9 protein-coding genes and 1 pseudogene are annotated in these 12737 nt (G+C 70.1%); 6 read left to right on the forward strand and 4 right to left on the reverse strand.

What is annotated here, in order from left to right:
* Window positions 1–517 precede the first annotated feature (517 nt).
* Complete coding sequence (locus BSL84_RS10950) at window positions 518–1678, forward strand: alkaline phosphatase PhoX (protein WP_075970246.1); 1161 nt, start codon at window positions 518–520, stop codon at window positions 1676–1678.
* A gap of 53 nt (window positions 1679–1731) precedes the next feature.
* On the opposite strand, the gene BSL84_RS10955 is transcribed toward BSL84_RS10950, so the two are convergent.
* The 3 genes from BSL84_RS10955 to dusB all read right to left on the reverse strand — a co-directional run bounded on the left by BSL84_RS10955 (window position 1732) and on the right by dusB (window position 7355).
* The gene (locus BSL84_RS10955; RefSeq protein ID WP_075970247.1) at window positions 1732–2736 is read right to left on the reverse strand and encodes an ArsR/SmtB family transcription factor; all 1005 of its coding nucleotides are present in this window, start codon (window positions 2734–2736) and stop codon (window positions 1732–1734) included.
* A gap of 385 nt (window positions 2737–3121) precedes the next feature.
* On the reverse strand, window positions 3122–5830 hold the full coding sequence (gene ppdK / locus BSL84_RS10960; RefSeq protein ID WP_075970248.1) for a pyruvate, phosphate dikinase: 2709 nt from the start codon (window positions 5828–5830) through the stop codon (window positions 3122–3124).
* A gap of 364 nt (window positions 5831–6194) precedes the next feature.
* The gene (gene dusB, locus BSL84_RS10965) at window positions 6195–7355 is read right to left on the reverse strand and encodes a tRNA dihydrouridine synthase DusB (protein WP_376503800.1); all 1161 of its coding nucleotides are present in this window, start codon (window positions 7353–7355) and stop codon (window positions 6195–6197) included.
* A gap of 33 nt (window positions 7356–7388) precedes the next feature.
* Here dusB and BSL84_RS10970 point away from each other — a divergent pair, with 33 nt between their 5' ends.
* The 5 genes and pseudogenes from BSL84_RS10970 (at window position 7389) to BSL84_RS36950 (ending at window position 11212) form a co-directional block, all read left to right on the forward strand.
* Entirely contained in the window at window positions 7389–8837 is a 1449-nt protein-coding gene (locus tag BSL84_RS10970; protein WP_075970249.1) for an MFS transporter, read from the forward strand.
* A 266-nt stretch (window positions 8838–9103) separates the two neighbouring features.
* A complete protein-coding gene (locus BSL84_RS10975; protein WP_075972049.1) occupies window positions 9104–10129 on the forward strand; it encodes an aldo/keto reductase in 1026 nt (341 codons plus the stop codon).
* A 20-nt stretch (window positions 10130–10149) separates the two neighbouring features.
* Entirely contained in the window at window positions 10150–10743 is a 594-nt protein-coding gene (locus BSL84_RS10980; protein ID WP_030027807.1) for a TetR family transcriptional regulator, read from the forward strand.
* A 122-nt stretch (window positions 10744–10865) separates the two neighbouring features.
* A pseudogene (locus BSL84_RS37630) lies at window positions 10866–11030 on the forward strand (hypothetical protein); the annotation flags it as partial.
* Between the two features lie 26 nt (window positions 11031–11056).
* On the forward strand, window positions 11057–11212 hold the full coding sequence (locus BSL84_RS36950) for a hypothetical protein (protein ID WP_234363444.1): 156 nt from the start codon (window positions 11057–11059) through the stop codon (window positions 11210–11212).
* A gap of 80 nt (window positions 11213–11292) precedes the next feature.
* On the opposite strand, the gene BSL84_RS10990 is transcribed toward BSL84_RS36950, so the two are convergent.
* Window positions 11293–12675, reverse strand: coding sequence for a glycine--tRNA ligase (locus BSL84_RS10990; protein ID WP_030027806.1), 1383 nt, complete (start codon window positions 12673–12675; stop codon window positions 11293–11295).
* Window positions 12676–12737: the final 62 nt, after the last annotated feature.

Raw genomic sequence — 12737 nt, forward strand, 5'->3', positions numbered from 1 at the left:
GTCAGACCGCCGAGCGCAGCTCCAGCGCCGCGAGCGGAAGAGGGCCCGCTCCCGGAAGCCGGTGATCCGGGGCAGGTGGACGTCCAGGTCCGTGCCCGCGATGCGGGTGAAGAACGGGCCGATCCGCGGGTCTGCGACCGTCTGCGGACACCTCCTTAAACCCCGGCGGCCGAGACAGGCCGGAACTGGTCGGTGTGATCCGCCGGGCTCACCGCGGCGCCGGCGCCGGCTTCCGGGAGTCTTCGCGGACGCGGCGCTGTGCGAACGCCGTCGGCCGTGCGCAGACCCGGCCCACGGGAATCCGGCCGCGGCGACACGGCGGAGGCCGGGAAGTCCCTCGGGAAAGAGGGCCTGGGCGTCCCCCGTCCCGGAAATCCCCGCCGAAGGATTGAACGCCGACCGGTCGCTCGGGCGTAATGAGGATTTGGCGCCACGTCAACTGGCGTCTCCTAGGTTCCTCGACGCGTGCGACCCCGCGTCCGACCGGCCGCGGGGCCTTCCTCCCACAGGAGTGACCGTGGAACGTCGTACCTTCCTGCGCGGCGCGGTGATCGGTTCGTCGGCCGCCGCCTTCGGCGGCACGTTGACGCACAAGGCGGCCTATGCGGCACCCGCCCAGCCCGGCGCCGGCCCCTACGGGGCGCTCGGCGCGGCCGACGCCAACGGCATCATGCTCCCGAGCGGTTTCACCAGCCGGGTGATCGCCCGCTCGGGCCAGACCGTCAGCGGTACCTCGTACACCTGGCACAGCGCCCCCGACGGCGGTGCCTGCTACACCGACGGCTCGGGCTGGATCTACGTGTCCAACTCGGAGATCAACCCCTCCGGCGGCGCGAGCGCGGTGAAGTTCAACTCCTCCGGCACCGTCACCGGCGCCTACCGGATCCTCTCGGGCACCCGGCAGAACTGCGCGGGCGGCAAAACCCCGTGGAACACCTGGCTGTCCTGCGAGGAGGTCGACCGGGGCTTCGTCTACGAGACCGACCCGTACGGCGTGAACGCGGCCGTCCAGCGCCCGGCGATGGGCCGCTTCAAGCACGAGGCGGCCGCGGCGGACCCGGTCCGGCAGGTGATCTACCTGACGGAGGACGAGAGCAGCGGCTGCTTCTACCGCTTCATCCCCACCACCTGGGGCAACCTCTCCTCCGGCACCCTGCAGGTCCTCAAGGCGGGAACGGCCACCTCCGGCTCCTTCACCTGGCAGAACGTCCCGGACCCGGACGGCTCCCCGACGGCGACCCGCAGCCAGGTCTCCGGCTCCAAGAAGTTCAACGGCGGCGAGGGCTGCCACTACGCCGACGACACCGTCTGGTTCACCACCAAGGGCGACAACCGGGTCTGGCAGCTCAACCTCACGAACAACACGTACGAGCTGGCCTACGACGACTCGCTCGTCCCCGGCGGCGCCGCCCCGCTGACCGGCGTCGACAACGTCACCGGCTCCTCGTACGGCGACCTGTACGTCGCGGAGGACGGGGCGAACATGGAGATCTGCGTGATCACCCCGGACGACGTGGTGGCGCCCTTCCTGCGGATCACCGGGCAGTCCTCCTCGGAGATCACCGGGCCGGCCTTCTCGCCCGTCGGCAACCGGCTCTACTTCTCCAGCCAGCGCGGCACGAGCGGCAGCTCCTCCGGCGGCATCACCTACGAGGTGACGGGCCCGTTCCGCACCTGACGGGCCCTCCCGGCGGCCCCCGGCCCCTTCCCGGGCCGGGGGCCGCCGACATGTCATGACGCCACCGCCCCGCCCTTGAGGAGCGCGGCTCCCAGCGGGGTCACCGTGTGCAGGACCGCGTTGCCGCGGCGCAGGGTGGTGACCAGGCCCGCCTCGCGCATCACGCAGGCGTGCTGGCTCGCGGAGGCCAGCGAGACGCCGGCCCGGCGGGCCAGCTCGCTGGTGGTGGCACCGTCCCCTATGGCCCGGAGCACGACCGAGCGGGTGTGGCCGACCAGTTTGCCCAGGGTGCGCTGGCGCTGGTCCTCCGCGGGCCTGGCACGGGCCGTCTCGCCGCTCCCCGGCGCGGAGGCGAGTTGCGCTGCGGCCGGGTAGACCAGCACCGGCGGCAGCTCCGGGTCGTGCAGGGTCACCGCGGTGCGCCGGCAGAAGAAGGACGGCTGGAGCAGCAGCCCGCGTCCCCGCAGCCGGACGTCCCGGTCCACGGGGTAGTCGCATTCCAGTACCGGCGCCCGCCAGCGCAGCATGGGCGGCAGCGAGGCCAGCAGCTCGTCGGCGCCGCCGTCGAGCAACGCGCGGCCGCGTGCCGCCCGTTCGGCTTCTATCTGGGCCTGTATGTGCGTCCAGTACGGCTCCACGGCGGCCCGGTGGTAGGCACGCAGCTCGCCCATCAGCCTCGGGAGCTGCTTGGTGCCGCCCTCCATGAAGTCCCGCAGCCGTGGTGTGGTGGGCGCTCCGGCGCCCAGCAGCTGGAGCTCGCGGCGCATGCGCTCGGGACGGATCCCGCGCAGCGCGTCGAGGCCCACGTCCCACCCGTACTGCCCCTCCACAGGGGTCAGGAAATCGGGGAAATAACCACGACTCGGTATGAGCATACCGAGCGTGCGTGTTTCACTATTCAACCTGCTCCGGGTTTCCGTACGCCATTCACCGAACAACCGGGCGTCTCGCCGGTCTCTTAAGCGGTGAAAGCTGAGAATCGTCTCCCACAACGCATCGGGACGTCCTGCCATCCGTACGCGTGCCAGGTCCACTCCAGTGAAATGGATACGCAGCACCGAACCCCCACCTGTGCAACCGCAATCCCCCCGCCCCATGAGTATGCACGCAGTCACACGTGGTCACCACGCCCTTTCGGCCACAGTTGAAACCCCTTTCGGCAGGGGCGTGACAACCGAAATCCTGTACTCCGCCGGGCACACTCCGGTGCGACCGAAACGCTCCGCGAAGGCCGTGGGGGGCTTTGCGGGGCCTGGCGGTCGGTCGCACCGGGAAGCGCCGACGTGCCCGGCAGAATGACAGCGGCGGTGGACGGGTGGGGATCCGTCCACCGCCTGCTGGCGTAAAAACTTGTTGAACGAAAAAACTGAGGCGCGCCCGCCCCCGGGCAGTCAGGGAACCCGGGGACAGGCGCGGTTCATGGGGCCCTCGGGCCCGGCGGGGTCAGCGGCTGTCGCTGCCCTTCGCCTCGGCGGCGGCACGGCCGGCCTCCAGGCGCGCCACCGGGATCCGGAAGGGCGAGCAGGAGACGTAGTCGAGGCCGACCTCGTGGAAGAAGTGGACGGACTCGGGGTCGCCGCCGTGCTCGCCGCAGACGCCGAGCTTGAGGTCGGGACGGGTGGCCCGGCCCTGCTTGACCGCGTGGCGCACGAGGGAGCCGACGCCGTCCTTGTCGATGGTCTCGAAGGGCGAGACCCCGAAGATGCCCTTCTCCAGGTACGCGGTGAAGAAGCTGGCCTCGACGTCGTCGCGGGAGAAGCCCCACACCGTCTGGGTCAGGTCGTTCGTGCCGAAGGAGAAGAACTGCGCGGCCTCGGCGATCTGGGCGGCCGTCAGGGCGGCGCGCGGCAGCTCGATCATGGTGCCGATGGAGAGCTTGAGGGTGGTGCCGGTGGCGGCCTCGACCTCGGCGATGACCGCGTCGGCCTCCTCGCGGACGATCTCCAGCTCCTGGACGGTGCCCACGAGCGGGATCATGATCTCGACGCGGGGGTCGCCCTTGGCGTTCTTGCGCTCGGCCGCGGCCTCGGCGATCGCCCGGACCTGCATGGCGAACAGGCCGGGGATGACCAGGCCCAGGCGGACACCGCGCAGACCCAGCATCGGGTTCTGCTCGTGCAGCTTGTGGACGGCCTGGAGCAGGCGCAGGTCGTTCTCGTTGGCGTCCTTGCGGGACTCGGCGAGGGCGACGCGCACCGACAGCTCGGTGATGTCGGGCAGGAACTCGTGCAGCGGCGGGTCGAGCAGGCGGACGGTGACGGGCAGGCCGTCCATCGCCTCGAACAGCTCGATGAAGTCCTTCTTCTGCAGCGGCAGCAGGGCACTGAGTGCCTCGTCGCGCTCGCCGTCGGTGTCGGCGAGGATCAGGCGCTCGACCATCTCGCGGCGCTCACCGAGGAACATGTGCTCGGTGCGGCACAGGCCGATGCCCTGTGCGCCGAAGCGGCGGGCGCGCAGCGCGTCCTCGGCGTTGTCGGCGTTGGCGCGTACCCGCAGGCGGCGGACACGGTCCGCGTACGCCATGATCCGGTGCACGGCGGCGACGAGTTCGTCGGCGTCGTCGGCGCCGGCGTGCATCCGGCCCTCGAAGTACTCGACGACCGGGGAGGGTACGACGGGTACCTCACCGAGGTAGACCTTGCCGGTGGAGCCGTCGATCGAGACGACGTCGCCCTCTTCGATGACCGTGTCGCCGACCGTCATGCGGCGGCGCTTGGTGTCGACGTCCAGCTCCTCGGCACCGCAGACGCAGGTCTTGCCCATGCCGCGGGCGACGACGGCCGCGTGGGAGGTCTTGCCGCCGCGCGAGGTCAGGATGCCTTCGGAGGCGATCATGCCGTCCAGGTCGTCCGGGTTGGTCTCGCGGCGGATCAGGATGACCTTCTCGCCGGAACGGGACCACTTGACGGCCGTGTAGGAGTCGAAGACGGCCTTGCCGACCGCCGCGCCCGGGGAGGCGGCGATGCCGCGGCCGAGCAGGGTGGTGCTGGCGCCCTCGTCGAAGCGGGGGAACATCAGCTGCGCCAGCTGGTGGCCGCTGACGCGCTGGAGGGCCTCGGCCTCGTCGATCAGGCCCTGGTCGACGAGCTGGGTGGCGATGCGGAAGGCGGCGCCGGCGGTGCGCTTGCCGACACGGGTCTGGAGCATCCACAGCTGGCCGCGCTCGATGGTGAACTCGATGTCGCAGAGATCCTTGTAGTGGGTCTCCAGCGTCGTCATGATCGTCATGAGCTGGTCGTACGAGGCCTTGTCGATGGACTCCAGGTCCGCGAGCGGCACGGTGTTGCGGATGCCCGCGACGACGTCCTCGCCCTGGGCGTTCTGGAGGTAGTCGCCGTAGACGCCCGCGTGGCCGCTGGCGGGGTCGCGGGTGAAGGCGACGCCGGTGCCGGAGTCGGGGCCCAGGTTGCCGAAGACCATGGAGCAGACGTTGACCGCGGTGCCCAGGTCACTGGGAATGCGCTCCTGGCGGCGGTAGAGCTTGGCGCGGTCGGTGTTCCACGAGTTGAAGACGGCCTCGACGGCGAGGTCCATCTGCTCGCGGGCGTCCTGCGGGAACTCGCGGCCGGCCTCCTTCGCCACGATCTTCTTGAAGACCTTGACGAGCTTCTTCAGGTCGGCGGCGTCGAGGTCTGTGTCGACGGTGACCTTCTTGGCGGCCTTGGCCTCGTCGAGGGCGTCCTCGAAGAGCTCGCCCTCGACTCCGAGGACGGTCTTGCCGAACATCTGGATCAGGCGGCGGTAGGAGTCCCACGCGAAGCGCTCGTCGCCGGCCTGGGAGGCGAGGCCGGCGACCGACTCGTCGGAGAGGCCGATGTTCAGGACGGTGTCCATCATGCCGGGCATCGAGAACTTCGCGCCGGAACGCACGGAGACCAGCAGCGGGTCGTCCGACTGTCCGAGCTTCTTGCCCATCTTCGCTTCGAGGGCCGCGAGGTGGGCGCTGACCTCGTCGCGCAGGGCGGCCGGGGCCGAGCCGCTTTCGAGGTAGACCTTGCAGGCCTCGGTGGTGATGGTGAAGCCGGGAGGGACCGGCAGACCCAGGTTGGTCATCTCGGCGAGGTTGGCACCCTTGCCGCCGAGGAGGTCCTTGAGGTCGCGGTTGCCCTCGGTGAAGTCGTAGACGAACTTCTGATCTTTGTTTTCCGACACGGGTCTCGACTCCTCGAGGCTCGGTGGCTGCCCTGACGGCCAGGAACATACCCAGATCGAAGGCTTCTGGGTACGTCCACTTGGCCGTCATACGGACGTAACCACCCGTGCGCCAGCAGATCGAAAGTAACTCAAGGGTAACCAGAAGGGCCTGAGAGCGTTCAGATCCCGAAGGGGGAGGTGCCGCATGAGGCTTGTTCACGCTCGGATGAGCGATCATCGATACATTTGCGTTCAAGTATTGAACACACAAAGGGTGGCACCCAGTGCCACCCTTTGGAAGTCTTACCCGTGACTTATCTGCTCATCTGAGCGAAACCTCTCCCATGCGTGGCGTATATCACGCACCACGGAGGGCGATTTGTCAGCCTCCGGAGGTGTCCAGTTCCGCGTCCTCGCTCACGCCGGCGCAGTCGTACGGATCCTTCAGCCAGCCGTCCGGCAGGACAACTCGGTTGTTTCCGGACGTCCGACCGCGCGGACCGTCAGCGCTCTCCGGCCACTCTTGATCCAAGTCGAGCTCGCTCAGATGAGCGTCCAGCTCGGCCAGCGACGAGGTCACCGCGAGCTTCTTGCGCATCTCGGACCCGACCGAGAATCCCTTCAGGTACCAGGCGACGTGCTTACGGAAGTCGATCACGCCGCGCGTCTCGTCGCCGATCCACTCCCCCAGCAGCTGGGCATGCCGGTGCATGGTCCGGGCGACCTCTCGCAGCGCGGGCCGGTGGAAGTCCTCCGGCCGCCCCTCGAAGGCCGCCACCAGGTCGTTGAACAGCCACGGCCGCCCCAGGCAGCCGCGCCCCACGACCACGCCGTCGCAGCCGGTCTCGCGCACCATGCGCAGCGCGTCCTCGGCGCACCAGATGTCGCCGTTGCCGAGGACCGGTATCTCCGGGACGTGCTCCTTGAGCCGCGCGATGGCCTCCCAGTCGGCGGTCCCGCCGTAGTGCTGCGCGGTGGTCCGTCCGTGCAGGGCGATGGCGGTGACCCCCTCCTCGACGGCGATGCGGCCGGCGTCGAGATAGGTGAGGTGGTCGTCGTCGATGCCCTTGCGCATCTTCATGGTCACCGGCAGGTCGCCGGCTCCCGCGACGGCCTCGCGCAGGATCGCGCGCAGCAGGTTCCGCTTGTAGGGCAGCGCGGACCCACCGCCCTTGCGGGTGACCTTGGGGACGGGGCAGCCGAAGTTGAGGTCGATGTGGTCGGCGCGGTCCTCCTCGACGATCATGCGGACCGCCTTGCCGACCGTCACCGGGTCCACCCCGTACAGCTGAATCGACCGGGGCTTCTCGGTCTCGTCGAAGTGGATCAGCTGCATGGTCTTCTCGTTGCGCTCGACCAGGGCGCGGGTCGTGATCATCTCGCTCACGAACAGCCCCTTGCCGCCCGAGAACTCCCGGCAGAGGGTACGGAACGGGGCGTTGGTGATGCCGGCCATGGGCGCGAGCACCACCGGGGGCTGCACGGTGTGCGGGCCGATCGCGAGAGGCGGGGGGAGCGTGGTCATCCGCCCATTGTCCCGCATGCCGAGGGGGTCGGGCGGACGTAGCATCGGCGCATGATCGAGCCGAGTCACCGGCAGCGCACGATCGTCCTGGCGATCTGCTGCATGAGCCTGCTCATCGTCAGCCTCGACAACACCGTGCTCAACGTCGCGCTCCCGTCGATGCGCCGCGAGCTCGACGCCTCGGTCGCGGGGCTGCAGTGGACCATCGACGCGTACACGCTCGTCCTGGCCTCGCTGCTGATGCTCATGGGCTCCACGGCCGACCGGATCGGCCGCCGCAAGGTGTTCGTCGCCGGTCTGCTGGCCTTCGGGCTGGGCTCCCTGCTCTGCTCCCTCGCGCCGAGCCTCGGCTGGCTCGTCTTCTTCCGGATGGTGCAGGCGGTCGGCGGCGCGATGCTCAACCCGGTGGCGATGTCGATCATCACCAACACCTTCACCGATCCGGCCGAGCGGGCCAGGGCGATCGGCGTGTGGGGGGCGGTCGGGGGCATCTCCATGGCCGCGGGCCCCCTGATCGGCGGGGTGCTGGTGGACTCGGTGGGCTGGCGCTCGATCTTCCTGATCAACCTGCCGATCGGTCTGGCGGCACTCGTACTGACCCTGCGCCACATCCCGGAGTCCCGGGCGGCCCGGCCGCGCCGGCCCGACCCGCTGGGCCAGGTGCTGGTCATCGCGCTGCTCGGCAGTCTGACGTACGGGATCATCGAGGCGCCCGCCGCCGGCTGGCGCTCGCCGCTGATCATGGGGTGCGCGGTGGTGGCCGTCGCCTCCCTCGTGGGGCTGCTGGTGTACGAGCCCCGGCGCGCGGAGCCGCTGATCGATCTGCGGTTCTTCCGGAGCGCGCCGTTCAGCGGCTCGACGGTGATCGCGATCAGCGCCTTCGCCGGGCTGGCCGGCTTCCTCTTCCTGAACACGCTCTACCTCCAGGGCGTACGGGGTCTAAGCGCCCTGCACGCGGGCCTCTACATGCTGCCGATGGCCGGCCTGACGGTGCTGTTCGCGCCGCTGGCGGGGCGGCTGGTGGGCAGCCGCGGGCCCCGGATCTGCCTGCTGATCGCCGGGGTGGCGATGGCGGGGAGCGGGCTGCTGTTCGCCCTGTTCGAGGCGGAGACCTCCAATCCGCTGCTCTTCACCGGATACGTGCTCTTCGGGCTCGGCTTCGGCATGGTGAACGCGCCGATCACCAACACGGCGGTGTCCGGGATGCCGCGTTCCCAGGCGGGTGTCGCGGCGGCCATCGCCTCCACCAGCCGGCAGACGGGCGGCACGCTGGGCGTCGCGGTCATCGGCTCGGTGCTGGCGGCCGGGCTGGCCGGCGGCCAGGACTTCTCCGGCGCGGCCCAGCCCGCCTGGTGGATCATCACGCTGTGCGGGCTGCTCGTCCTGGTCGTGGGCGCGGCGACGAGCGGCGCCTGGGCCCGGGGAACGGCGGAGCGCACGGCCCGCACCCTGGAGGAGTCAGCCGGTCCCGCGGCGGCCGTGGGATCCCCGCGCGCCTGAAACGCCTCGGGGCCGCGGGGCGGGCGGCTACGCGCCCCGGTGGAAGTTGCGGAACATGCCGTCCTCGACCTCGTCGAGGGCGGCGTTCGGCGCGGACTTCGCCTCCAGCTCGTCCAGGACTCCGGCGAGCACGCCCCTCGCTCATACCCCTCGCTCGACACTGACGGGTGACAGATATTGAAATCTGTCACCCGTCATGCCATTCTCGTTGTATGACGAAGAACGAGAGCATCGACACGACCACCGCCGGCCTCGCCGGCACCACCATGACGAGCCTCGCGCTCCGGCGCCTCGGCCGCACCGGCCCCTTGGTCTTCCCGCTCGGGCTGGGCTGCATGGGGATGTCCGCCCTCTACGGGGAAGCCGACCGCTCCGAGTCCGTGGCGACCATCCACGCATACCTGGACGCCGTCCCCGAGGGCGCGGGCGCACTGCTCGACACGGGCGACTTCTACGGCATGGGGCACAACGAGCTGCTGATCCAGGAAGCCCTGCGCACGGCCCCCGCGGCGGCCCGCGACCGGGCGCTGACCAGCGTCAAGTTCGGGGCGCTGCGCACGGTCGAGGGCGGCTTCACCGGCTATGACGGCCGGCCCGAGGCCGTCAGGAACTTCCTGGCCTACTCGCTCCAGCGGCTCGGCCGGGACCACATCGACATCTACCGGATCGCCCGCGTGGACCCTGACGTTCCGATCGAGGAGACCGTCGGAGCCATCGCCGAAGCGGTCCAGGCCGGGCACGTGCGCCACATCGGCCTCTCCGAGGTCGGCGCGGACACCCTGCGCCGGGCCGCCGCCGTGGCCCCGGTCTCCGACCTCCAGATCGAGTACTCGCTGGTCTCCCGGGGGATCGAGGAGGAGATCCTGCCCACCGCCCGCGAGCTGGGCATAGGCGTCACGGCGTACGGGGTGCTGTCCCGCGGCCTGATCAGCGGCCACTTCACCCGCGACCGCGCCCTGGCGCCGGGCGACTTCCGCGGGATGAGTCCCCGCTTCCAGGGTGAGAACCTGCATCGCAACCTGGACCTCGTCGACGCCCTGCGCAAGGTCGCCGACGACAAGGGGGTGAGCGTCGCCCAGACCGCGATCGCCTGGGTGCTCGCGCGCGGCGAGGACATAGTGCCGCTGGTGGGCGCCCGGCGCCGGGACCGCCTCGCGGAGGCACTGGGTGCCATGGACGTCACCCTCAGCCCTGCGGACCTCGCTGCCATCGAGGAGGCCGTGCCCGCCGGTGCGGCCGCGGGCGACCGCTATCCGGAGGCGCAGATGGCCCACCTCGACAGCGAGCACTGAGCTGGCGGTACGGTCGTCCCATGCCACCCGCTGCCGCCGAGCCCCTCACCCCCGAGCGCATCCTTGAGACCACCGAGGAAGTGCTGCGCCGCTACGGCCCCACCAAGGCGACGGTGGTGGACGTGGCACGCGCCCTGGGAGTCAGTCACGGCAGCGTCTACCGGCACTTCCCCTCGAAGGCCGCGCTGCGCGAGGCCGTCACCGACCGCTGGCTCGCGAAGAGCGTCGTCGCACTGGAGCAGATCGCCTCGGCCCCCGCTGAGAGTGCGCCCTCCAAGCTGGAGGCGTGGCTGGAGGCGCTGTTCGAGGCCAAGCGCCACAAGGCCGGCGACGATCCGGAGCTGTTCGCGACGTACACGGTGCTCCTCGCCGAGAACAGCGGCACGGTGGAAGAGCATCTGACCCAGCTGATCGACCAGTTGGCACGGATCATCGCGCAGGGCGTCGCCGACGGTTCCCTCGCGGCGTCCGACGTCCCGGCGGCGGCGCGTGCGGTCTTCGACGCCACCGGCCGTTTCCACGACCCTCAGTACGCGGCGGAGTGGTTCTCCCCCACCATCGTCGCGGAGTTCGAGGCGGTCACCACTCTGGTGATCCGGGGCCTGCGCCCCTGAGCTGGAGCGAGTTCAGCGCACTCCTGGCCGGCAGCGCGTGGCCCGTGCTCGACAGCGCGATCCACCTGGCCTGACGCCGCAAGCTCGACGAGTTCGCCGTCGTCACCCTGGTCTTCCCGGCGATCACGGCGGTCGTCTCGCTGATCGGAGCGCACTCGGCCCGCGCCCCGCTGATCAAGGACTCCGGCGTGACCGGGCTCTTCGGTCTGCTCTGCCTGGCCACCCTGCTCGCACCGCGGCCGCTGATGTTCTCCTTCGGGAGGAAGTTCGCGACCGACGGCACTCCCGAGAGCACGGCCTGGTGGAACGGCCTGTGGCAGTACGAGGGCTTCCGCCGGTCGGCTGCCTGGGTGGGTGGACCGCCCTGTACGGCAAGCGCTCGCAGGCCGAGGGCGAGCGGCGGGCCGCCGAGGCCGCGGCCCAGGCCGACGCGGAGGCCCGGCCCGGGGCCGACGCCTCGACCGCCTGACCGGGGCACACACGGTGGGAACGACCGGTGGCCCGGCGCACACTGTGTGCGCCGGGCCACCGGTCGTTCTGCGAGGTCCGTCAGCAGCCGAGCAGGCGGCTGCCGAGGTAGGCCTGGATCTGGTCCAGGGAGACGCGCTCCTGCTTCATGGTGTCGCGCTCGCGCACGGTCACCGCGTTGTCGTCCAGGGTGTCGAAGTCGACGGTGACGCAGAACGGCGTACCGATCTCGTCCTGGCGGCGGTAGCGGCGGCCGATGGCGCCCGCGTCGTCGAACTCGATGTTCCAGTTCTTGCGCAGGTCGGCGGCCAGGCCCTTGGCCTTCGGCGACAGCTGCGCGTTGCGGGACAGCGGCAGGACGGCGACCTTGATGGGGGCCAGGCGCGGGTCGAGGCGCATCACGGTGCGCTTCTCCATGACGCCCTTGGCGTTGGGGGCCTCGTCCTCGTTGTAGGCGTCGAGCATGAAGGCGAGCATGGCGCGGTTGACACCGGCCGCCGGCTCGATGACGAACGGGGTGTAGCGCTCGCCGGCCTCCTGGTCGAAGAAGGTGAGGTCCTGGCCGGAGGCGGCGGAGTGCGCCTTGAGGTCGTAGTCGGTGCGGTTGGCGACGCCCTCAAGCTCGGAGAACTCGCTGCCGCCGAAGTTGAAGCGGTACTCGATGTCGGCGGTGCGCTTCGAGTAGTGGGACAGCTTCTCCTTCGGGTGCTCGTACCAGCGGATGTTCTCCTCGCGGATGCCGAGGTCGCGGTACCAGTTCCACCGCTCCTGCATCCAGTACTCCTGCCACTGCTCGTCCTCGCCGGGCTTGACGAAGAACTCCATCTCCATCTGCTCGAACTCGCGGGTGCGGAAGATGAAGTTGCCCGGCGTGATCTCGTTGCGGAAGGACTTGCCCATCTGCGCGATGCCGAAGGGCGGCTTCTTGCGCGAGGTGACCTGGACCTGGGCGAACTGCGTGAAGATGCCCTGCGCGGTCTCGGGGCGCAGGTACGCCTTGGAGCCGGTGTCCTGGGTCGGGCCGAGGTGGGTCTCCAGCATGCCGGAGAACTGCTTGGGCTCGGTGAACTGGCCCTTCACACCGCAGTTGGGGCAGTTGACGTCGGCCAGGCCGTTCGCGGGGACGCGGCCGTGCTTGGCCTCGTACGCCTCTTCCAGGTGGTCGGCGCGGTGGCGCTTGTGGCAGGAGGTGCACTCGGTCAGCGGGTCCGAGAACGTGGCGACGTGGCCGGAGGCCACCCAGACCTCGGGGGCCAGGATCACGGACGAGTCGAGACCGACGACGTCCTCACGCCCGGTGACCATCGCCTTCCACCACTGGCGCTTGATGTTCTCCTTGAGCTCGACACCGAGCGGGCCGTAGTCCCAGGCAGCCCGGGAGCCGCCGTAGATCTCACTGCACGGGAAAACGAAGCCACGGCGCTTGCTCAGGCTGACGATGGTTTCGATCTTGTCGGCGGCCACGGTGCTCTCTTCATTACGAGGACGAACGGCGAAGTCTCTAGATTACCGGCGCCCGCACCCCC

This window comes from Streptomyces sp. TN58 (genome assembly GCF_001941845.1).
Lineage (GTDB): Bacteria > Actinomycetota > Actinomycetes > Streptomycetales > Streptomycetaceae > Streptomyces.

Excerpts from the sequence above, each read along its gene's own strand:
- BSL84_RS10970 (WP_075970249.1), top strand. The coding sequence starts at position 7,389 with ATGATCGAGCCGAGTCACCGGCAGCGCACGATCGTCCTGGCGATCTGC.
- BSL84_RS10980 (WP_030027807.1), top strand. The coding sequence starts at position 10,150 with ATGCCACCCGCTGCCGCCGAGCCCCTCACCCCCGAGCGCATCCTTGAG.
- dusB (WP_376503800.1), bottom strand. The coding sequence starts at position 7,355 with ATGCGGGACAATGGGCGGATGACCACGCTCCCCCCGCCTCTCGCGATC.
- BSL84_RS10975 (WP_075972049.1), top strand. The coding sequence starts at position 9,104 with ATGACGAGCCTCGCGCTCCGGCGCCTCGGCCGCACCGGCCCCTTGGTC.